Source organism: Streptomyces sp. NPDC048254, from assembly GCF_043201895.1.
GTDB lineage: Bacteria > Actinomycetota > Actinomycetes > Streptomycetales > Streptomycetaceae > Streptomyces.
On sequence record NZ_JBICZJ010000002.1, the window covers coordinates 371,655 to 392,295 of the forward strand.

The following is a 20,641-nucleotide window of genomic DNA, read 5'->3' on the forward strand; positions in this document are numbered from 1 at the left end:
TTTGAACGTGTTCAACTCAACTGCGGAGTGACCCCGTTCACGCCCGCCGCGCCAGCTCCGGCCGCTTGCTGTAGTCGGTGAACCCGAGGACGTTCCCCCAGGGGTCGGCGATCTCGACGGTCCATCCGGTGGCGACGGAGAACGGCGCGTCGAGCACGGCGATCCCGGCCTCGGCCAGCTGCCCCGCCGCCGCCCGCGCGTCCGGCACCTCCAGCCACAGCCGCGGCGCGGCCCACACCGGCGTCCGCCGCCCCAGTCCCGCCTCGGCCCGCAGCAGGATCCCGGGCGTCTCGCCCCCGACCTTCAGCAGGGCGATCCCGCCCTCGTCGAACCGGAACCCGACCGTGAACCCGGCCCGCTCGTAGAAGGCGACGGCATCGGCGAGATCCCCGACGGGAAACAGCACGTTGTCGAACCCGAGCAGTTCGTACGACTCGTCATCTGACATACCGTCAGGTTAGAACCGCGCACCCGCACCGGCCGCAGACACGCGGAAGGGCCCCGCTCCTTCCGAGGAGCGGGGCCCTTGTGGTCCTGGCGGAGCCGGGATCAGAAGCGGCGCGTGATCAGGGCGCGCTTGACTTCCTGGATCGCCTTGGTGACCTCGATGCCGCGCGGGCAGGCGTCCGTGCAGTTGAAGGTCGTGCGGCAGCGCCAGACGCCGTCGCGGTCGTTCAGGATCTCCAGGCGCTGCTCGGCCGCCTCGTCACGCGAGTCGAAGATGAAGCGGTGCGCGTTGACGATCGCGGCCGGGCCGAAGTACTGGCCGTCGTTCCAGAAGACCGGGCAGGACGACGTGCACGCGGCGCACAGGATGCACTTGGTGGTGTCGTCGAAGCGCTCGCGGTCCGCGGCGGACTGCAGACGCTCGCGCGTCGGCTCGTTGGTGTCGTTCGTGATGAGGAACGGCATCACGTCCCGGTACGCCTGGAAGAACGGCTCCATGTCGACGACCAGGTCCTTCAGGACCGTCAGGCCCTTTATGGGCTCGACCGTGATCGGCTTCTCGGGGTTGATGTCCTTGATCAGCGTCTTGCAGGCGAGGCGGTTCTTGCCGTTGATCCGCATCGCGTCCGAGCCGCAGATGCCGTGCGCGCAGGAGCGGCGGAAGGTCAGCGTGCCGTCGACGTCCCACTTGATCTTGTGGAGGCCGTCGAGGACGCGCTCCTTCGGGTCGATCTCCAGCTGGAAGTCTTCCCAGACGGCGTCCGCGGAGACCTCCGGGTTGAAGCGGCGGATCCGGAAGGTGACCGTGATGTACGGGGAGTCGGCGAAGCCGGGCTCGGGCTGGCCGGCCGCGTCCGCCTTGTCCAGAACAGGGGTTGCCATCAGTACTTACGCTCCATCGGCTGGTAGCGGGTCTGGACGACCGGCTTGTAATCGAGACGGATGGACTCGGCGCCGTCGTCGCCCACCTCGCGGTACGCCATGGTGTGGCGCATGAAGTTGACGTCGTCGCGGTTGGGGTAGTCCTCGCGGTAGTGACCGCCGCGCGACTCCTTGCGGGCCAGGGCGGAGACCGCCATGACCTCGGCCAGGTCCAGCAGGTTGCCGAGCTCGATGGCCTCCAGCAGGTCGGTGTTGAACCGCTTGCCCTTGTCCTGGATCGAGACGTTCAGGTAGCGCTCGCGGAGCTCCGCGATCTTCTCCACGGCCGTCTTGATCGTCTGCTCGGTGCGGAACACCATGACGTTGGCGTCCATGGTCTCCTGGAGCTCCCTGCGGAGCGTGGCGACCCGCTCGTTGCCCGTCGAGGTGCGCAGCTTCTCGATCTGCGAGACGACGAACTCGGCGGGGTTCTCCGGCAGTTCCACGTAGTCCGAGGTGTGGCTGTACTCCGCGGCGGCGATGCCCGCCCGGCGGCCGAACACGTTGATGTCCAGCAGGGAGTTCGTGCCCAGCCGGTTGGCGCCGTGCACCGACACACAGGCGACCTCGCCGGCCGCGTACAGGCCCGGCACGACCGTGGTGTTGTCGATCAGGACCTCACCCTCGACGTTCGTCGGGATGCCGCCCATCGCGTAGTGCGCGGTGGGCTGGATCGGGATCGGGTCCGTGTACGGCTCGATACCGAGGTAGGTGCGCGCGAACTCGGTGATGTCCGGGAGCTTGGCGTCCAGCTGCTCCGGCGGGAGGTGGGTGAGGTCGAGGTAGACGTGGTCGCCCTCGGGACCGCAGCCGCGGCCCTCCCGGATCTCCGTGTAGATGGACCGGGAGACGACGTCACGGGACGCGAGGTCCTTCATGACCGGCGCGTACTTCTCCATGAAGCGCTCGCCGTCCTTGTTGCGGAGGATGCCGCCCTCACCACGGGCGCCCTCCGTCAGCAGGATGCCCATGCGCCAGATGCCGGTCGGGTGGAACTGGAAGAACTCCATGTCCTCCAGCGGCAGCCCCCGGCGGTAGACGGCGGCCTGGCCGTCACCCGTCAGCGTGTGCGCGTTGGACGTCACCTTGAAGAACTTGCCGGTGCCGCCGGACGCGTAGATGACCGCCTTCGCCTGGAAGACGTGGATCTCGCCGGTGGCCAGCTCGTACGCGACGACACCGGCCGACTTCCTGACGCCGTCGACCTCGGTGATCAGCTGGTCCAGGACGTAGAACTCGTTGAAGAACTCCACGCCCTCCTTGACGCAGTTCTGGTACAGCGTCTGGAGGATCATGTGGCCGGTGCGGTCGGCCGCGTAGCAGGACCGGCGGACCGGCGCCTCGCCGTGGTTGCGGGAGTGACCGCCGAACCGGCGCTGGTCGATCGTCCCGTTGGGCGTCCGGTTGAACGGCAGGCCCATCTTCTCCAGGTCGAGGACGGCGTCGATGGCCTCCTTCGCCAGGATCTCGGCGGCGTCCTGGTCGACCAGGTAGTCACCGCCCTTGACCGTGTCGAAGGTGTGCCACTCCCAGTTGTCCTCCTCCACGTTGGCGAGCGCGGCGGCCATACCGCCCTGCGCGGCGCCCGTGTGGGAGCGGGTGGGGTAGAGCTTGGTCAGGACCGCGGTGCGGCTGCGCTTCGTCGACTCGATGGCCGCGCGCATGCCCGCGCCGCCGGCGCCGACGATGACGGTGTCGTACTTGTGGATCTTCATGATTCTCGCAGCCCCGTGCCTAGCGGATGTTCGGGTCGAAGGTGAAGATCACCAGTGAACCCAGCAGGATGGTGAACACCGTGGCCGTGTAGAGCAGGCCCTTGAGCCACAGCCGGGTGTTCGCGCGCTCCGCGTAGTCGTTGATGATCGTGCGCAGGCCGTTGGCGCCGTGCAGCATCGCCAGCCACAGCATCAGCAGGTCCCAGACCTGCCAGAACGGCGATGCCCAGCGGCCGGCCACGAACGCGAAGCCGATCTTCGACACGCCGCCGTCGAGCACCAGCTGGATCAGCAGGTGGCCGAGGACCAGGACGACCAGCACGACGCCGGACAGGCGCATGAACAGCCAGGCGGCCATCTCGAAGTTGCCCCGGGTGGACTTCGGGGACTTCTTGGTGCGTTTGCGCGGGGCCTCGATCAGGGGGGCCGGGTTGTCGACGTTGAAGAGGGGGGCGCCCTCGACGGGGCCGACGCCGGCTGCGGTGGTTTCAGTGGTCGACATCTGCGTCAGCTCCCGAACAGGACACGAGCGGCGTGGCCGAGAACGGGGTAAATGGCCCCGGCCATCAGGACGACCCAGACACCGACGACCGTCCAGAGCATCTGCTTCTGGTAGCGCGGGCCCTTCGACCAGAAGTCGACGGCGATGACGCGCAGGCCGTTGAGGGCGTGGAAGAGGATGGCGGCCACGAGGCCGTACTCCAGCAGCGCGACGATCGGCGTCTTGTACGTGGCTACGACCTTGTCGTAGTCCTCGGGGGAGACGCGGACGAGAGCGGTGTCCAGCACGTGAACGAACAGGAAGAAGAAAATGAGGACGCCGGTGACTCGGTGAGCCACCCAGGACCACATTCCTTCCCGGCCGCGGTACAGCGTTCCAGCCGGCACGGAAGTCCCTCCGGGAGCGGGGATTGGGGCCGCGCCGGCTTGGTGTCGGTCGGGCCCGGCCGGGTACGGTCCACCGGCCCCCAGCATCGTAGCGATGCGCTGCCGCTGGGCTTACGCCGGGCCTACCGGTGTGATCAAAGTGGCACGCGTATGGCTTAGCCGGGCGGCATCCGGGGTGGGCGGTGCGGTTATTTGCCGGGTGCGGGTTGTTTGTGGCTGGTCGCGCCCCGCGGCGGAGCCGCTGATGAGCACTGCCCCGCGCCCCTGAGTAGGGCCAGGAGCCGTCCGCTTGCCAGGCGCCGGAGTTCCTCGGCCGCGATGACCCTTTCTTCCTCCGGATCGTTTGTCAAACGTGATCGGATGCCTTCGAGAACTCGGTCCAGGGATTCCTCGGGGGGTGTGTCGCCCAGATAGATGACGAACACGTGTCCGAACCGAGCTTCATATGCCGCGTTCGCCGCACTCAGGGCGGTGTGGGCCGCAGAGTAAGTATCGTCCGGCACCGGCGGGAGGGACTCGCCCGCCAGGGCCTCCGCCAGGTCCGCCGGGGACAGGTCGTAGGCCGCCTCGTCCGCCGCCGCCAGCAGGGACTCCACGTCCGGGTAGGGGCGGTGGTCGGCGAGCCGACGGGACCAGCGCAGGCTGCGCAGGCAGTGCAGGAGAAGGGCACCGACCTCGTCGTCGGGCGCGGTGTTGAAGGCGTCCAGCGGGGTGGGGAGGTGGGGCGGGCGGTGGGCGGGCAGCGTGGGTCCTCGCGTCACATGCGGTGTGGCAGGGGATGCTGTGAGATATGTGTCGTCGACGTTATCGAGGACGTTCACGGTGTGTCGGTTGGTTGCCTCAATTTCACCCGAAGGAGAGAGTTTCGGAGCGGTTGGATGACGCCTGAGCGGTGGACGCGTCATAGGTTGGACCGGTGAGCCAGCACAAGCGCAGGCCCTCGGCACGGCAGGTGACACGGAGACGGGCGGTGATCGCCGCGGCCTTCGTGGCAACCGTCGCGCTCGGCACCGGCATCGGCGTATGGGCCGCCACCTCGGGCGACGGCGGCGGGACCCCGGCCGGATCGGCCGCCCGGCAGTCGTCCGGCGGCGGCACGGCCGCCTCGTCCGCCGATCGGGCCACGACCCCCACCCCCACGCCGACCCGCAGTTACCCGCTCTCCCAGGCCCCGCGCACCATCCCCGCCGTGCGCTCCCACACCGCCGCCCGCGGACCCGGCTGGCGCCCCCGGAAGGGCGGGCGGGTCGTGGTGAGCGACCCGGCGCTCATCGACGAGGGGCGGCTGACGGCGGGTGAGCTGGGGCTGTCGTACGCCGGCCAGAAGGCGGCGAACGAGGACGTCAAGGCGGGCGACCTGCGGCTCGACCTCGGCGGGACCGGGGACCCGGAGTCGTACACGATGACCGTGCGCGGCGGGTCGGTGCGGATCAGCGGGCCCGGGGACGCGGGTGTCTTCTACGGCACCCGCACCCTCAAGCAGGAGGTACGGGGCGGCGGCAGCGCCCCGGAGGGGGTCGTCAAGGACCAGCCGGCCAAGCCGCAGCGCGGGTTCATGCTGGACATCGCGCGCAAGCCGTTCACGGCGGCCTGGATCGAAAGCCGGATAAAGGAACTGGGCGACCTGAAGTTCAACGAGTTCGGGCTGCACTTCTCCGACGACCAGGGGTTCCGGATCGAGTCCGACACCCACCCCGAGATCGTCTCCCCGGACCACCTGACCAAGGCGCAGGTCAAGGAGATCGTCGACCTCGCCGCCGGCCGGCACATCCAGGTGGTGCCCGAGATCGACTCGCCCGGACACCTCGGCGCCGTCCTCGCCGCCCACCCGGACCTGCGGCTGCGCAACGCGCAGGGCGTCGCCACCAAGGGCGCCGTCGACATCTCCCAGGACGACTCGGCGAAGATCGTCGACGACCTGCTCGACGAGTACGCCGACCTGTTCCCGGGCTCCTCCTGGAACCTCGGCGGCGACGAGTACCAGGCGCTCGTCGTCACCGACCCGCAGGCCTCCTACCCGCAGCTGGCAGCCGCCGCCCGGGAGGCGTACGGCGCCTCGGGCACCGTCGCCGACCTCACCACCGGCTGGCTCGACGACCGCGCCGACACCGTCCGCGCCCACGACCGGACCATGCGGGTCTGGAACGACGGCTTCTTCCGGGGCACCTCCGTGCAGCCCGCCGAGGACCTCCAGGTCGCCTACTGGACCGGCAAGGAGAACGGCGCCCGGCAGCCGGTGGAGTACCTGAGGGCGGGGCGCAAGGTCCTCAACTACAACGACGAGTTCCTCTACTACGTCCTCGGGGAGCCCAACACCTTCGTCTATCCGACCGGACAGCGGATCTACCAGCAGTGGACCCCGCGCGTGCTGCGCGGCACCGGCGCCGTGGCCACGCGCTACGACCCGCAGATCCTCGGCGGCTCCTTCGCCGTCTGGTGCGACCTCGCCAACTCCCAGACGCAGGACCAGGTCGCCGCCGGCATCCGGCTGCCTCTGCGGGCCACCATCCAGAAGCTCTGGGACCCGGGCACCCCGGCGATGTCCTGGACCGACTTCAAGACGCTGGCGGGCAAGCTGGGCTGACGGGCGCCGAGAGGTGGACGTACGGCGGTGACGGGCCGTATGTTCCGCTTCCGCGCGCGGACCAGGGGAGGGTTCCGTGCCCTATCCCGGGGGAACCGTCTTGATCTGCGCCCGCTGTCACCATTTCGCCGCCGCGCCCGGCGCCACCCTGTGCCACCGCTGCCTGGGCGCCTCGCCCGAGCCCGCCCCGGTCTTCGGCAGCGCGCCGGGGCTGTGGCTACGCTCACCCGTGGGCCTCGGCTGGGCCGCCGCCGTGCTGCTCGGCGCGGTCGTCGCCGCCGACCTGTTCGCCGTCTGCGCGGACCTCCTCCAGTACGACGCCACGGGCGCCCTGGCCGACGGGGAGACCGGTGCCGCCGCGTTCCGCCGGGCCGACCGTGCCGACGCGCTCTCCGGCCTCGCCGCCGGCGCCCAGGCCGTCTCCCTGGTCAGCTGCGCGGTGGTGTACCTGTGCTGGTTCCAGCGGGTACGGGCCAACGCCCAGGTGTTCAACCCGTTCGGGCACCGCAAGTCGCCGGGCTGGGCGATCGGCGGCTGGTTCGTGCCGGTCGTGAACCTCTGGTACCCGCGCCGGATCACCCTCGACATCTGGGACGCCAGCAGCCCGTGGGGGACGACCCGTTCGCACGCGCTGGTCAACGCCTGGTGGACGCTCTGGCTGGCCTCGCTGTTCGCCGGCCGTGCCGTGAGCGGCGGCAACGGCGACACCGAGGGCGCGGCCCAGGCCCGTGACGACGCCCTCGGGATGCTGGTCTCGGACGCCCTCGACATCGCCGCCGCCGTCCTCGCGATCCTCGTCGTGGTGCGGCTGACCCGGATGCAGCACGAGAAGGCGCTGGCGGGCGCCGCCCCGGCAGCACTCTGATTCACGGCCGCACGCGTCTGGCGGACTCCCGCGCCCCTGTGGTGTATTCGGCCCGGGACGAGTGGGGGGGCAGAGATGGGCCACTGGGGGTATTTCGTCGTCGGCCGGGGCGAATCGCCGCCCGACGGGGGCACCGTGCGGACCCTGGCGCCGGACGGCTGGCGGGTCTGGGCGTACGACAGCCCCGATGCCGACGTCGGCAGCATGAACGCCCTCGCCGCGCGCACCGGTGCGCCCGCGCTGTTCGGCTATGTGATGGACGGCGCCTGTGTGGTTGTCGAGGCGGCGGCGCCGGAGAGCGGCGGCTGGACCACCTGCCTGGGCCGGCAGGCCGCGGCCCGCCTGCTGGGGCTCGACGAGCGGGGGCTGTCCCTGGAGGACTACTTCCTGGACCCCTTCGACGCCGCCGGCCGCGCCGTCGCCTGGGCCGCCGAGGCCGGGCACCCCACGGACCCGGACGCGCTCCTCGCCGTACTGACCGCCGACCCCGACCCGTCGGCGCCGTTGGCCGAAAACCCTTTCTTCCGGCTCCTTGATCTGCTGGGCGTCGTACCGCTGTGACACTCCCGGGCCCTTGCACGCAGTAAGGGGAAGTGCGGGCTCCGTACAGGTCGGCGCCTTGGTGCATACCGTTGTGGGAGGCGTGGGATGAGCCTGGTGGAGCTGATCGCGCAGGCCGATGAACGCGGACTGGCCGCCAGCGGGCTGGCTTGTTTGGATCGGTGTGTGCCGCTGCTCGGCGGTGACGACCTGGTGCTGCGGCCGCTGTGGACGAGCCTCGCCGACGACACCGGATGGGGTGCGGGCCTGGAGCAGGCCCGGGACGCCCTCGACACCGGCGAGGCCGAGGCCGGGCTGCTCGCCCGCCGCATGCTCGACGCCGCCCCCGCGGACCGCGCCCCCGACGAGGTACGGCGGTGGGCCGACGCCTGTTCCGTGGCCTCGCTGCGCATCCACCGGCTCCTCGACCCCGTCGAGGACCCGGCACCCTCCGTCGACACCCGCCGGGAGGGCGGCACCGAGGACATGTCCCCGCTGGTCGCCGCCGAACTGCGCCGCCAGGTCACCGTCCTCGAACTGCTCGCCGGCCATGGCGCGGCCGGGCTGCGCCGCGCGCTGGACGTCTCCACCGAGGGCCGCCGGGTGCTGCGCGCGGTGGTGTCACGCCGGGCCCGCGGGCGCGTCTGAACCTGGCCGGCGGGCCCGCCTGAGAGGTTCCTGTGAGTGTCGTGCGGCGGAGCTGCGGCGGAGTTGCGGGGGTCCTGCACCGGTTGCCGGAACACCCCGAACGGGAGTGACGAAACCGTCGCTGACCTCGCTTTTCCCTGTGTGACAGTTCACCACGTGACAGCACAGCAGCAGACCAGGCCGCACGCCGCCACGAAACCGGCGCGCTGGGCGGCGGACGCGGTGGCCATGATGCGCGAGGGCGCGCGGGTCCGGCTCGACTACTCGGCACAGAGTCTGTGGCGGGTCGACCGGGTCATCGAGGAGATACGCCGGGAGGGCGCGCCGTACGACGCGGTACGGGAGATGCTGCGCGGCCTCGGGTGCTACGCCGGCGAGGTGATCGCCCGTCAGACCGGCGCCGAGTGGTGGTCGTCCGGCGGCGACCACTGGGTCCGCACCCCCGACGGCAGGCTCTGGGACCCCGTCGACGAGGCCCGGCGGTGTTACGGCGGCCATGGTTCGCTGCGGCTGCTGTGCCGGGACGCCATGGGGTAGCCGTGGGGCAGCCCTGGACGCCCGGGGGGTTGGCAAAAACCCCGCAATAAGAGACGCGGGCGTTCCCAAGTGGCTTGGGTGGGAGCACGATTGGCCCATGGCCGACAACCGACGCTGGTGGGCCCTGGTCGTCATCGCGCTGGCCCAGCTGATGGTCGTACTCGACATGACCATCGTCAATATCGCGCTGCCCTCCGCCCAGGCCGCTCTGCACATGTCGGACGGCAACAGGCAGTGGGTCATTACCTCGTACACCCTCGCCTTCGGCGGACTGCTGCTGCTCGGAGGCCGGATCGCCGACCTGGCCGGGCGCCGGAACACGTTCACGATCGGACTCCTCGGGTTCGCCGCCGCCTCCGCGCTCGGCGGGGCCGCAGCAAACTCCGGGATGCTGTTCGGGGCGCGGGCCCTGCAGGGCGTGTTCGCCGCGCTGCTCGCGCCGTCCGCGCTGTCCCTGCTCACCACGACGTTCACCGACCCGAAGGACCGGGGCAAGGCCTTCGGCATCTTCGGCGCGATCATCGGCGCGGGCGCCGCGGTCGGGCTGCTCGCCGGCGGCTTCCTCACCCAGTACCTGGACTGGCGCTGGTGCCTGTACGTCAACGTGCCCATCGCCCTGATCGCCTTCTTCGGCGCGCTGGCCCTGCTCGCGCCCGGGGAACGCCACCCCGACGCCCGCCTCGACGTACCGGGCGCGCTGCTGGGGTCGGCCGGGATGCTCTCCCTCGTGTACGGCTTCTCCGAGGCGGAGTCCCGGAGCTGGAGCGACGGCCTGGTGCTGGCCCTGCTCGCCGCCGGGGTCGTCCTGCTCGGGTTGTTCGGGCTGTGGCAGACGCGGGCGCGAGTGCCGCTGCTGCCGATGTCGGTGGTGAAGGACCGTCAGCGGGTGGGCGCCTTCCTGACCGTGCTGCTCGTCACGATCGGCATGTTCGGCGTCTTCCTGTTCCTCACCTACTACATGCAGGGCGTCCTCGGGTACTCGCCGGTCAAGACGGGCGTCGCCTATCTGCCCATCACGGTCGGCATGGTCACCGGCTCCACGCAGGTCGCGGCCCGGCTGCTGAACAGGGTGCCGCCGCGGGTGCTGATGGTCCCGGGGCTGCTCATCGCGGCCGGCGCGCTGGCGATCATCGCGCAGGTGGGCACCGAACCCGCGTACGCCTCGCACATCCTGCCCGCGATGCTGATGCTCGGCCTCGGCATGGGTACGGCCATGATGACGTCGGTGTCGCTGGCCACGGGTGGTGTCGCGCCGCGTGACTCGGGGGCGGCGTCGGCGACCTTCAACACCGCCCAGCAGGTGGGCGGCTCGATCGGTACGGCGCTGCTGAACACCATCGCCGCGAGCGTGACCGCGCGCTATCTCACGGCGCACGCGGGGCCGGGCGTGAACCGGCGACAGCTCCAGGCGACGGCGCTGGTGCACGGCTTCAACGTCGCCACGTGGTGGGCGATGGGCGCGCTGCTGCTGGGCGCGCTGATCGCCGGAGTGGTCGTGAACGCGGACCGGGCGCCCACTCCGCAAGCCGCGCAGGAGCGGACGCCCGAACCGGTGGACTCGGCTACTTGAGCCCGGTCACTTGATGTACACCAGACCGTCCGTCGTGATCGTCGGACGGCCGCTGGTGCCGACCACCACGATCTTCACGGTGTGCTTGGCGCTGGAGGACCAGGTCTTCGTCCAGATCGCCTGGCGGTAGGCGGTGGCCGACGACTTCAGGTCGACGGTCGCGACCTTGGTGCCGTCCACGTAGACGTACGCCTGCCCGGAGGTCGAGGCCCGCGAGACCACCCAGGACGCGGACCGTCCGGTGAAGGTCCAGGTCAGGCTCGCGCCCTTGGACGTGCTGGAGTACGACTTGCCGCCCAGGTAGTTGGTGGACGAACGAGCCGTCCAGGTACCGGACTTGGCGGCCGAGGTCTCCTGCAGGATCACCGGGGTGAAGGCGGGGGACGAGGTGCGGGTGTTGCCCGCGTAGTCGGACGCCTTCATCGACCAGGTGGACGCCGAGCCGGACTTGGCGGTGCGGCTGGAGCTGGTCGTGGTCGGGCCGAAGGCGGCCGTCGTCGGGGTCAGCAGGCTCACCGACTTCAGGGCCGCGTTGTCGGTGGCCTTCCAGCCGAGGGTGACCGGGACGGCGGTGGTGCTGACCGTGCCGGTGCGCAGGGAGAGCTTCGGCGCGGTCGCGAACGTGGGCGCGGTGGTGTCGGTGACGACGGTCACCGTGGCCGTGGTCGTGGTCTTGCCCGACTGGTGCACGGCCCGTACGGCGACGGCGTGGCTGCCCGCACCGAGCGTGGCGCTCACCGAGGTGGCCGTGCCGGAGGCGGTGGCGGCGGCCTTGCCGTCCACCAGCAGCTCGAACTTCGAGATCAGCGAACCCGGCGTGGTGGTCGACCACTTCGCAGTGATCGCGCCCTTCGTGTAGTACGTCGAGCCGGACAGGGCCGCGCCGGACAGCGAGGTGAGCTTCAGGCCCTGCACCGGGCCGGCCGCCCAGGCGCGGATCGTCGGCAGTTGGGGATAGAGGGAGTTGCCGGGGCACTGGGTGTTGTAGCCGTCGCGGTGACCGGAGATCCGGTTGAAGGTGTACGCGGTACCCGCGGTGAAGCTGGTGCCGAAGAAGTTCGTCTGGGTCGCGCCCGCCGTGAGCTTGACGGTGCCGGCGGGGTCGGCGCCGTACTGGCCGAGCTTCCAGGCCGCGATCCGGGCGACCGACGCGAGGGCCGCGTCGGTGGCGCCGGTGGAGGTGTAGTCACCGAGTACCGCGATACCGGCCGACTCCCGGTTCCAGCCGTAGGTGTGCGCGCCGAGCACCGGCCGGTCGACACCGCCCTTGCGGCCCTCGAAGATCGTGCCGCACTTGTCGACCAGGAAGTTGTAGCCGATGTCGTTCCAGCCGCTGGTCTGCGTGTGGTACGCGTAGATGGCCCGCACGATCGCCGCGGAGTCGGAGCAGGAGTAGTCGTTCGTCCCGTCCGTGTGGTGGACGAAGACGGCCTTCACGTCGGCGTTGTACTCCGACGGGTCGGGGCTCAGCGACTCGTCGGCGCCCCAGCCGGCGCGCGAGACGATCGGCGGCTCCGGGACGGTGGACGGCGGCGCGCTGGGCGTGGTGGTGGCTGACGGGCTCGCGGACGCGCTCTGCGAAGCCGACGCCGAGGGAGATGCGGACGCGGAGGCCGAGTCGCTCGGTGACACCGACGCGCTGTCGCTCGGGGAAGCCGGGTCGGAGGCCGTCGCGGACTCGCTGGGCGAGACGGAGTCGGCGGGCGAGGCGCTGTCGGTGTCGGCGGGCGACGCGCTGTCGCTCGGGGTGCCCTCCGCCACGTACGCGGCCGGTTCGGCCTTCGTCTCCGCGGCGGTCGCCACCCCGGGGTCGACCAGGTTCACCTGGAGCCCCTTGGGCAGACCGGAGCTGGTGGAGCCGTCCTGGTGGACGACCTGGACCTGGACACCGTCGGAGGGGCCGACCCACAGCGGCTCGGACGCGCCGCGCGCGTCGGACCCGGCCTCCGGGTCCTCCAGCGGGTCGGCCGCCTCCAGGTCCTGCCAGGCGGTCCACTCCCCGGTGCCGACGCTCCGGGTGCGTACCTGGGCCGTGCCGTGCAGCCGCTTCGTCGCCCCGGTCCAGGAGACGCCGAGCATCGAGAACTGCTCGGTGTTCGTACGCGGCAGCTCCCGCTCGCCGCTCGAGCTGCCCTTCAGCGCCAGGTCGAAGACCTTCACCGGCCGCTTGGCCCGTCCCTCGGCGCCGTGGCCGCCGGACGGGCTGGCGGCGGCGTACGTCACCACACCCCCGCCGCCCAGGACCACCGCGCCGAGCGTCAGCCACGCCCGTCGCTTCATGCTCAACGCTCTGTACGCACGCGTCCCGCGTGGGCTCACTTGTTCCCCCCTGGAGAAAGACCATGGCTGTCCCACCTGTCACACAGGTGGCGCTTAGTCACAGCGTTCGGCGCTGCCCAAACGTCACTCGTCGACGGCAACCGGCCGGCTGCGACATTTCTGTGACGACGGGCGCCGGTGACCGTGAGGACGTCACGCGACCGGGCGGGTCACCCGGCGCGGGTTCGGCTCCGGCAAGGCCGAGGGCGCCAACGGAACCGACTCCCCGCATCGGGAACCGCGGCGGGTAACTGGCCTTGTGTGCTTCGGTGTTGGCCGACACGGCAGTACCGAAGCAACGGCCGGGGCCGCCACCCCCCACAGGAGAGGCCCCGGCCGTCGCGCGGCACGGACCGCGCGGCGGCCCGTACTCAGTTCAGCGCCATGAGTGCGTTTTCTGTCACACCCCAGGGCGTCACGAGTTAGTTGCACTTTGTACGGACGTGGACGGCGAGCGGTTTCAGGTCGTAACGTGCCTTTCGCGTCGAGCGCGAATACTTGATCACTGCAACGATCGGCGGCTGCGTCGTAGCCGCGACCGACCACTTACTGGGGAACGACGGGTGCTGGGGGACGACGCGGAGTTGACCGCCGCGGTACGTGCGGCACAGGACGGGGACGAAACCGCCTTCCGCATCGTCTACCGCGCGGTGCAGCCCCGCCTGCTCGGATACGTCCGCACACTTGTCGGCGATCCGGACGCCGAGGACGTCGCCTCCGAGGCCTGGCTGCAGATAGCCCGCGACCTCGACCGGTTCGAGGGCGACGCGGACCGGTTCCGCGGCTGGGCCGCCCGGATCGCCCGCAACCGCGCCCTCGACCACATACGGATGCGCGGCCGCCGCCCCGCGATCGGCGGCGACGAGACGGAACTGACCGGCCGGGCCGCCGATTCGGACACCGCAGGCGAGGCCATCGAGGCGCTCACCACCGACTCGACCCTCTCCCTCATCGCCCGGCTGCCCCAGGACCAGGCCGAGGCGGTCGTCCTCAGAGTCGTCATGGGCCTCGACGCCAAGACCGCCGCCGAGACGCTCGGCAAACGCGCCGGCGCCGTCCGCACGGCCGCCCACCGGGGCCTGAAGAAACTCGCGGAACTCCTCGGTGCCGACCCGGAGCAGGCGGGAGCCGTCCTCGACGCGCTTCCGCCCCAGCGAGAACCGAAGGATCGTGCGGTGACGTCCGCCACTGTGACGCATACGCGTTCGCGGACGCAGAAGGACATGTGATGGCCGACGAGCAGGACACGTGGCTGAACCGGGAGACGGCGGAACGTCTGCTGCGCGGTGAGTCGCTGGAAGCCGTCGACGACTCCGCCCGTGACCAGGCAGAACGCCTCGCCAGGGCGCTCGGCGCGCTCTCCGTGGGGGCCGTACCGGCCACCGCCGAACTCCCCGGTGAGGAAGCCGCGCTGGCTGCCTTCCGCAAAGCGCGCGAATCCGCCGGGGACGAGTGGACCTCCGTGGCGCGGCAGCCGGGCCGGTTCGGGCGGGGCTCCGACGCGGGCCTCATCCGCATCGGCGCCGGTCCCCGGCTGTCCCGTGTCCCGGCCTGGGCCCGCCCCGCGCGGTTCGCCCTGGCCGCCGCCCTGACCGCCGGCATGCTCGGCGGGGTCGCGGTGGCCGCGGGCACCGGGGTGCTGCCGACGCCGTTCGACGGCCACCGCCCCGCGCCGGGAGCCTCCGTCTCGGCCGCCGGCACCCCCGTACGCCCGCAGGGCTCGCCCTCGACCGAGTCCCTGCTCGGCGGCGAGACCGGCGCGCCCTCCACCGGTGCCACCTCCCGCGGCCCCGTACCGCCCTCGCCCGACCCGTCCGGCAAGCCGAAGGACCGGGGCACCGGTACGCGCGGCACCTCCGGGAAGGGATGGAGCCGTGCGCTGGCGTTCTGCCGTGACATCCAGGACGGCAAGTCCCTGAGCACCGACCGCAGACGTGCCCTGGAGGGCCTGGCGGGCGGCGCGGGACGGGTGAACAAGTTCTGCAAGACCCTCGTCGGCACCGGCGCGGCCGGCCAGAACGGCGTCTCCGACGACGGCAAGGGCGACGGCAACGGCCAGGGCGGCCAGAACAACGGCCCGGGCGGCAGCGGCAGCGGCAGTGGCAGCGGCCAGGGCGGTGACGACGACGGTCAGCCCGGCCGAAGCGGAGGCGAAGGCGGCGGCCGGGGCCACCACCACCGTCAGAACGGTGTGGCCGCGCCCTCCCCGACGGCGTTCGCACCCCTGCTGCCGAACCGGGCCGACCCCTCGCCCGACCCCACGTACAGCGCACTTTGACCTTTACGCACCGGTGTGACCTGCGGTTTTGAAAGGCGCTGAACTTTTTCCCGGCAGGGTGTGACGTTTTCGGCGGCGCCGGCGCAGTACAGAGTGAGCCGACTGGTCATCGGCCGTCGCACAGAGCCGGGGTTCCCCCCGTACCCGTGGCTCGTGCAATCGGCGCGGGCGGGACACGTTCCCCCGGTCCCGCCCGCGCCCCACACACCTTCCGGCACCCTCACCAGTAGACGACGACCTTGTCGCCGTCGCGCACCTGGGCGAAGAGAGCCGAGATCGCCGCCTCGTCCCGGACATTGACGCAGCCGTGCGAGCCGCCCGCGTAACCCCGGGCCGCGAAGTCGTAGGAGTAGTGCACCGCCTGGCCGCCGCTGAAGAACATCGCGTACGGCATCGGCGAGTGGTAGAGCGTCGACACATGGTGGAGTGACTTCCAGTAGATGTGGAACACGCCCTCACGGGTCGGGGTGTACTGGGCCCCGAACCGCACCGACATCGTCGACACCGTGCGCCCGTCGACCATCCAGCGCAGCGTCCGGCTGGTCTTGCTGATGCACAGCACCCGCCCGGTCAGGCACCGCGGATCAGGCGCGGCGGCCGGCTGACCGCCCATCAGATACAGCTCCCACTTCCCCGGCGCGTGCGTCATCCGCCACAGCCGCTGCCAGGTCACGGCGTCGGTCTCGCCCGTCTGCGGCAGCCCGCGCTTGCCCTGGAAGCCGCTGACGGCCTGGGCGGTCAGGTCGTCGTACGTCCCCGTCGGCCCGTCGGACAGCCAGGCGACCTGGCGCAGCCGGGCCTGGAGTTCACGCACGCCGGTACCGGTGTCGCCGCGGGTGAAGACGATGTGCGGCGGGACGGTCTCGACGGCGGATGGCGTCGAGGCGGGAGCCGCACCGGGCGACCGGCCCGACGCCTTGCCGGGCGCCGGGCCGCCTGCTCCGCCGGGTGTCCTGCTGTGCGGGAGCTCGATATGGATGGGCGAGTTCCCCTTGCCGTCCGTGCCGTCCGTGCCGTCCGGTGGCTGCACCGTGCAGCCGCAGAGTGCGGTGAGTGCCGCGAGTACGGCGGCCGAGGCGAGCGCGCCGGCGGGCCGCCCCACGATCCCTGAGTACCCCGAGACCTTCATGCCGAGGATGCTTCCCCGCGTGACCGCCGCCGAACAACGGGGCATGGTGGGAAGTGAGCGTCGCACCGGCGTACCTGCGCACCACGGAGGTCGGCCACCATGGTCCGTGAGTCGGAGTCCGGACTGCCCGTCGAGCCGGTCTACGGCCCGTCGGCGCTCGCGGGCTGGGACCCGGCCGAGAAACTCGGCGACCCGGGGTCGTACCCCTTCACCAGGGGCGTCTACCCGACGATGTACACCGGCCGCCCCTGGACCATGCGCCAGTACGCCGGCTTCGGCACGGCGGCCGAGTCCAACGCCCGCTACCGGCGGCTGATCGCCCACGGCACCACGGGCCTGTCCGTCGCCTTCGACCTGCCCACCCAGATGGGCCACGACTCCGACGCCCTCCTGGCCCACGGCGAGGTCGGCAGGGTGGGCGTGGCGATCGACTCGATCGACGACATGCGGGTGCTGTTCGGCGGGATCCCGCTGGACGAGGTGTCGACGTCGATGACGATCAACGCCCCGGCCGCCGTGCTGCTGCTGCTCTACCAGCTGGTGGCCGAGGAGCAGGGGGTGCGCGCCGACCGGCTGACCGGCACGATCCAGAACGACATCCTCAAGGAGTACATCGCGCGGGGCACGTACATCTACCCGCCCGGACCGTCCCTGCGGCTGATCGCGGACACCTTCCGGTACTGCCGGGCCGAGATCCCGAGATGGAACACGATCTCGATCTCCGGCTACCACATGGCCGAAGCCGGAGCCTCCCCCGCGCAGGAGATCGCCTTCACGCTCACCGACGGCATCGAGTACGTGCGGACCGCGGTCGCGGCCGGCCTGGACGTCGACGACTTCGCACCCCGCCTGTCCTTCTTCTTCGTGGCCCGTACGACGCTCCTGGAGGAGGTGGCCAAGTTCCGTGCGGCGCGCCGGATCTGGGCGCGGGTGATGCGGGAGGAGTTCGGGGCACGCAACCCCAGGTCGCTGATGCTCCGCTTCCACACCCAGACGGCGGGCGTCCAGCTGACGGCCCAGCAGCCGGAGGTGAACCTGGTCCGGGTCGCCGTCCAGGCCCTGGCCGCGGTCCTCGGCGGCACCCAGTCGCTGCACACCAACTCCTTCGACGAGGCGATCGCCCTGCCGACCGACAAGAGCGCCCGGCTCGCCCTGCGCACCCAGCAGGTCCTGGCCCACGAGACCGACGTCACGGCGACGGTGGACCCCTTCGCCGGTTCCTACGCGGTGGAGCGGATGACCGACGACGTGGAGGGCGCGGCCGTCGGCCTGATGCGGGCGGTCGAGGAACTGGGCGGGGCGGTGGCGGCGATCGAGGCCGGTTTCCAGAAGGGCGAGATCGAACGCAACGCCTACCGCATCGCGCGGGAGACGGAGGCGGGGGAGCGGGTGGTGGTCGGCGTCAACCGCTTCCGGCTCGACGAGGAGGAGCCGTACGAGCCGCTCCGCGTCGACCCCGCCATCGAGGCCCGGCAGGCGGAGCGGCTGGCGCGGCTGCGCGCCGAACGGGACCGGCCGGCCGTCGACTCGGCTTTGGCCGCCCTCAAGGAGGCCGCCCAGGGCGACGACAACGTCCTCCCCCCGATGAAGGCGGCCCTGCGGGCCCGGGCGACGGTAGGGGAGGTGTGCGACGCACTGCGGGAGGTGTGGGGCACCTACGTCCCGGCGGACGCCTTCTGACCCGTGGGGAAGGGCTGAGGAGAAGGGCCGTGGGAAGGGGGGTGTCAGACCCGCGTGCGAGACTTCTTCGCATGTTCGGTGTCATCGATCTCCCCACCTATCTGGCAGGCCTCGTCCTGATCGTCCTGCTGCCCGGCCCCAACTCGCTGTACGTGCTCTCGGTCGCCGCCCGGCAGGGCGTACGGGCCGGGTACACGGCCGCCGCGGGGGTGTGGTGCGGCGACACCGTGCTGATGACGCTGTCCGCGGCCGGGGTGGCCTCCCTGCTCCAGGCCAACGCCGTGCTCTTCGGGATCGTGAAGTACGCGGGCGCCGGCTATCTGACCTGGCTGGCGGTCGGCATGCTGCGGGCGGCCCGGTCGATGTGGCTCGCGCGCCGGGAGCGGACGGTGACCGAGGACACGGCCCCGGGCGCCGCCGGCCCGCAGGAACGGCCGTATCGCCGCGCCCTGGTGATCAGCCTCTTCAACCCGAAGGCGATCCTGTTCTTCGTCGCTTTCCAACCCGCTCGTGGGCTTCGTGACTCTAGGCGTACTCGCGCAGGTAGCAAGCGTGTTGTACCTGTCTGCGCTCATCTTCGGCGGGTCTCGTCTAGCTGCTGCGTTCCGTCGTCGGAGGACGCTCAGCGCAGGGGCCACCTCGGCGGCCGGGGCGCTCTTCCTGGGGTTCGCCGTCAAGCTGTCTCTGGCAAGCGTGTAGGGGGTTGGCGTGTCCCACCTTGACGATGCTGCGGCCCTGTTTGCCCGCATGAGCCTCCAGGAGCAGCATGAGGCACTGGGAGCCCTCGGCCTGCCTAAGAGGCCCCCGAAGGAGTCCCAGGAGCCCCCCAAGGTCACCCCGTTCTCTGCTTTGGTCAGCACGCCCAGCAGGCGGAAGCGGCGGCCACTCACCGTGAAGCCCTGACACGTCCTGAGAGACTCAGGGACTTTGCCAACCCTCTAGGTCCCGGCCCTGCGCGCCCCCAACGGCCCTGGCTGGCGGGGGCGTTGCGATACCCCCTGACGGTCTCTGGCGGCCTCTGCGGCGGCCTCCCGAGACAGTGTGCCGCTCGCTACCCTGGCCCGTAGTACCCGACCGATGCGAAGGGAGGGTGGCATGACTGCGCGAGTACCGGCGGATGCCCCCGAACAGAACACCGGCCCGACCCTGACTTTCGCCGAGGCGGAACAAGGATTGGGCTACGCCCCTGGAACGTTCAGGAAAGCCGCCGACGAGGCGGGATGGACTGAGATGCACACGCTCACTCCTGAGACGCTGTGCGCCGTTCTGTGCCTTCTCTGGCCCTACCCGGAGGAGTAGGCGAAAGAGCGTTCCCAGACGCCCCCGTGGGGGCGCGGGGGGTCGGTCGGGTACTGCAACCGATCGGCCCCTTTCGCTTTTGGAGAGACTGACAGTGCCCGAGGAAGTCGAGACGCGCGTATGCCCGCGCTGCAAGCGGACATTGCCCGTATCGATGTTCCGGAAAGACCCGCGCCGCAAAGGCGGACACGCAGGGAACTGTCAGGATTGCCGTTGGGAGCAGCGCACCGGAGAGTGCGCGCCCTGGCGGACAGAAACCGAACAAGGCCAGTAAACCCACAGGGGTCCCGTTGCTCGGGGCCTCTTGGTTCTGGCTAGTCTGCGACGTGCTTTCGGCCCCAGCGTTGAACACGCATGTGATCGCGGTTCACGCAACGCTTCCAATCCCCGCATTCACGGGTGTTGAAGTAAACCGGGTAAGCCTCCAGTAGGCCGCCCTCGGCCGCCGCTATCGGTGCCGGCCGATCAGTTTCGAAAGGCTTCCACAACCATCGGCGCACATTGATCGCCCCGCGCCGACCCGCAAACCAAGTCGGGTAGCCGCTGCGCCCCAAACTCCCGTCCCAAACCCAACAACCCGTTTCCTCGTCGAGATGACACATGTCCTCGATCAGGAAACGTCGAAATTCTTCGTCGGTCACAGCTTCACCGCTATCGGAGTGTTGTTCTTCTCGGCCGCCAGGCGGGCGGCCCGCGCCTTCAATCCCTCGGCCTTAAGTCAGGCCCTACGGCAATGTTTCTTCTCTTCCTCGAAACGTTTCCGGGAAAGCCAGGAAAGGAGCGCGTTCACGTTCACTGGTTCGCCGCCGCGGGCTCGATCACGGAACCGCCCAGCTTCCGAACAACGTTCAATGCGGACTGGTGCTCTTTCAGGAAGCGAGCCCAACGCTTGTTTCGGGCGCGCCGAACGTTTTCCTCGTTGGTGACCACTTCGAGATGGTCGGCGTTCCAACACGCTTCGTTGCCGCAGACAACGTGATCAATCGTCCAGCCATTCGGTATGTAGCCACCGGAGGCGATGAATCCTTCCCGGTGCACATAGCGTTGCTTTCCACTCGCCGTGAAACGGCCGTAGCCGTCCGGGGTGCGGTACTGCATCCACTCGAAACACCCGCCCTCGGCCTCGGGCCAGATCAGGGAACGGGAACGCAGATAAGCAAGAACGGCGGCCTTATCGGTTATGTCGAGGATGGGTTTCATCGGGTTTCCTTCGAGAAATGG

General features: G+C 70.5%; 19 protein-coding genes and 1 pseudogene. 10 read left to right on the forward strand and 10 right to left on the reverse strand.

Features of this window, described 5'->3' with window-relative positions; all coding sequences use genetic code 11:
• Nucleotides 1-37: 37 nt before the first annotated feature.
• From ACGFZQ_RS07005 to ACGFZQ_RS07030, 6 genes are all read right to left on the reverse strand, one after another.
• The gene (locus ACGFZQ_RS07005) at nucleotides 38-448 is read right to left on the reverse strand and encodes a VOC family protein (RefSeq protein ID WP_393839482.1); all 411 of its coding nucleotides are present in this window, start codon (nucleotides 446-448) and stop codon (nucleotides 38-40) included.
• Between the two features lie 101 nt (nucleotides 449-549).
• Nucleotides 550-1,329: a succinate dehydrogenase iron-sulfur subunit gene (locus tag ACGFZQ_RS07010; RefSeq protein WP_351741877.1), complete on the reverse strand. Its 780-nt coding sequence runs from the start codon at nucleotides 1,327-1,329 to the stop codon at nucleotides 550-552.
• Nucleotides 1,329-3,083, reverse strand: a complete 1,755-nt coding sequence (gene sdhA / locus ACGFZQ_RS07015; RefSeq protein WP_393839483.1) for a succinate dehydrogenase flavoprotein subunit — start codon at nucleotides 3,081-3,083, stop codon at nucleotides 1,329-1,331. Before sdhA ends, ACGFZQ_RS07010 begins: the two co-directional genes overlap by 1 nt.
• Before the next feature lie 19 nt (nucleotides 3,084-3,102).
• The gene (locus tag ACGFZQ_RS07020; protein ID WP_351693256.1) at nucleotides 3,103-3,585 is read right to left on the reverse strand and encodes a succinate dehydrogenase hydrophobic membrane anchor subunit; all 483 of its coding nucleotides are present in this window, start codon (nucleotides 3,583-3,585) and stop codon (nucleotides 3,103-3,105) included.
• Nucleotides 3,586-3,590: 5 nt separating this feature from the next.
• Nucleotides 3,591-3,971 carry a succinate dehydrogenase, cytochrome b556 subunit gene (gene sdhC, locus ACGFZQ_RS07025; RefSeq protein WP_043406142.1) on the reverse strand — a complete coding sequence of 127 codons (381 nt, stop codon included), beginning with the start codon at nucleotides 3,969-3,971 and terminating at the stop codon, nucleotides 3,591-3,593.
• 188 nt (nucleotides 3,972-4,159) lie between these two features.
• Nucleotides 4,160-4,732 (reverse strand): 2-oxo-4-hydroxy-4-carboxy-5-ureidoimidazoline decarboxylase, encoded by a 573-nt coding sequence (locus ACGFZQ_RS07030; protein ID WP_393839484.1) that lies wholly within the window; start codon nucleotides 4,730-4,732, stop codon nucleotides 4,160-4,162.
• A gap of 155 nt (nucleotides 4,733-4,887) precedes the next feature.
• Here ACGFZQ_RS07030 and ACGFZQ_RS07035 point away from each other — a divergent pair, with 155 nt between their 5' ends.
• The 6 genes from ACGFZQ_RS07035 (at nucleotide 4,888) to ACGFZQ_RS07060 (ending at nucleotide 10,715) form a co-directional block, all read left to right on the forward strand.
• Nucleotides 4,888-6,555 carry a glycoside hydrolase family 20 protein gene (locus ACGFZQ_RS07035; protein ID WP_393839485.1) on the forward strand — a complete coding sequence of 556 codons (1,668 nt, stop codon included), beginning with the start codon at nucleotides 4,888-4,890 and terminating at the stop codon, nucleotides 6,553-6,555.
• 76 nt (nucleotides 6,556-6,631) lie between these two features.
• Nucleotides 6,632-7,420, forward strand: coding sequence for a DUF4328 domain-containing protein (locus ACGFZQ_RS07040; RefSeq protein ID WP_393839486.1), 789 nt, complete (start codon nucleotides 6,632-6,634; stop codon nucleotides 7,418-7,420).
• A 75-nt stretch (nucleotides 7,421-7,495) separates the two neighbouring features.
• The gene (locus tag ACGFZQ_RS07045; protein ID WP_393839487.1) at nucleotides 7,496-7,981 is read left to right on the forward strand and encodes a hypothetical protein; all 486 of its coding nucleotides are present in this window, start codon (nucleotides 7,496-7,498) and stop codon (nucleotides 7,979-7,981) included.
• An 87-nt stretch (nucleotides 7,982-8,068) separates the two neighbouring features.
• A complete protein-coding gene (locus ACGFZQ_RS07050; protein ID WP_351741865.1) occupies nucleotides 8,069-8,608 on the forward strand; it encodes a hypothetical protein in 540 nt (179 codons plus the stop codon).
• 156 nt (nucleotides 8,609-8,764) lie between these two features.
• Nucleotides 8,765-9,145, forward strand: a complete 381-nt coding sequence (locus ACGFZQ_RS07055) for a hypothetical protein (RefSeq protein ID WP_351741863.1) — start codon at nucleotides 8,765-8,767, stop codon at nucleotides 9,143-9,145.
• A 97-nt stretch (nucleotides 9,146-9,242) separates the two neighbouring features.
• Nucleotides 9,243-10,715, forward strand: a complete 1,473-nt coding sequence (locus ACGFZQ_RS07060) for an MFS transporter (protein WP_393839488.1) — start codon at nucleotides 9,243-9,245, stop codon at nucleotides 10,713-10,715.
• A gap of 6 nt (nucleotides 10,716-10,721) precedes the next feature.
• Here the strand turns inward: ACGFZQ_RS07060 and ACGFZQ_RS07065 are convergent, their stop codons facing one another.
• Nucleotides 10,722-12,995: a peptidoglycan recognition protein gene (locus tag ACGFZQ_RS07065; RefSeq protein WP_393839489.1), complete on the reverse strand. Its 2,274-nt coding sequence runs from the start codon at nucleotides 12,993-12,995 to the stop codon at nucleotides 10,722-10,724.
• 602 nt (nucleotides 12,996-13,597) lie between these two features.
• Here ACGFZQ_RS07065 and ACGFZQ_RS07070 point away from each other — a divergent pair.
• Both ACGFZQ_RS07070 and ACGFZQ_RS07075 read left to right on the forward strand, forming a co-directional pair.
• Entirely contained in the window at nucleotides 13,598-14,263 is a 666-nt protein-coding gene (locus ACGFZQ_RS07070; protein ID WP_351693236.1) for an RNA polymerase sigma factor, read from the forward strand.
• Nucleotides 14,263-15,312, forward strand: a complete 1,050-nt coding sequence (locus ACGFZQ_RS07075; protein WP_393839490.1) for a hypothetical protein — start codon at nucleotides 14,263-14,265, stop codon at nucleotides 15,310-15,312. Before ACGFZQ_RS07070 ends, ACGFZQ_RS07075 begins: the two co-directional genes overlap by 1 nt.
• A gap of 220 nt (nucleotides 15,313-15,532) precedes the next feature.
• On the opposite strand, the gene ACGFZQ_RS07080 is transcribed toward ACGFZQ_RS07075, so the two are convergent.
• The gene (locus ACGFZQ_RS07080) at nucleotides 15,533-16,441 is read right to left on the reverse strand and encodes a L,D-transpeptidase family protein (protein ID WP_393839491.1); all 909 of its coding nucleotides are present in this window, start codon (nucleotides 16,439-16,441) and stop codon (nucleotides 15,533-15,535) included.
• A gap of 99 nt (nucleotides 16,442-16,540) precedes the next feature.
• Between ACGFZQ_RS07080 and ACGFZQ_RS07085 the strand changes: the two genes are divergently transcribed.
• Nucleotides 16,541-18,121 (forward strand): methylmalonyl-CoA mutase, encoded by a 1,581-nt coding sequence (locus ACGFZQ_RS07085; RefSeq protein ID WP_393839492.1) that lies wholly within the window; start codon nucleotides 16,541-16,543, stop codon nucleotides 18,119-18,121.
• A gap of 71 nt (nucleotides 18,122-18,192) precedes the next feature.
• Nucleotides 18,193-18,820: pseudogene (leuE, locus tag ACGFZQ_RS07090) on the forward strand (leucine efflux protein LeuE).
• Nucleotides 18,821-19,734: 914 nt separating this feature from the next.
• Here leuE and ACGFZQ_RS07095 read toward each other — a convergent pair.
• Nucleotides 19,735-20,061, reverse strand: coding sequence for a hypothetical protein (locus ACGFZQ_RS07095; protein ID WP_393839493.1), 327 nt, complete (start codon nucleotides 20,059-20,061; stop codon nucleotides 19,735-19,737).
• Nucleotides 20,062-20,212: 151 nt separating this feature from the next.
• The gene (locus tag ACGFZQ_RS07100) at nucleotides 20,213-20,620 is read right to left on the reverse strand and encodes an HNH endonuclease signature motif containing protein (RefSeq protein WP_393839494.1); all 408 of its coding nucleotides are present in this window, start codon (nucleotides 20,618-20,620) and stop codon (nucleotides 20,213-20,215) included.
• Nucleotides 20,621-20,641 lie beyond the last annotated feature (21 nt).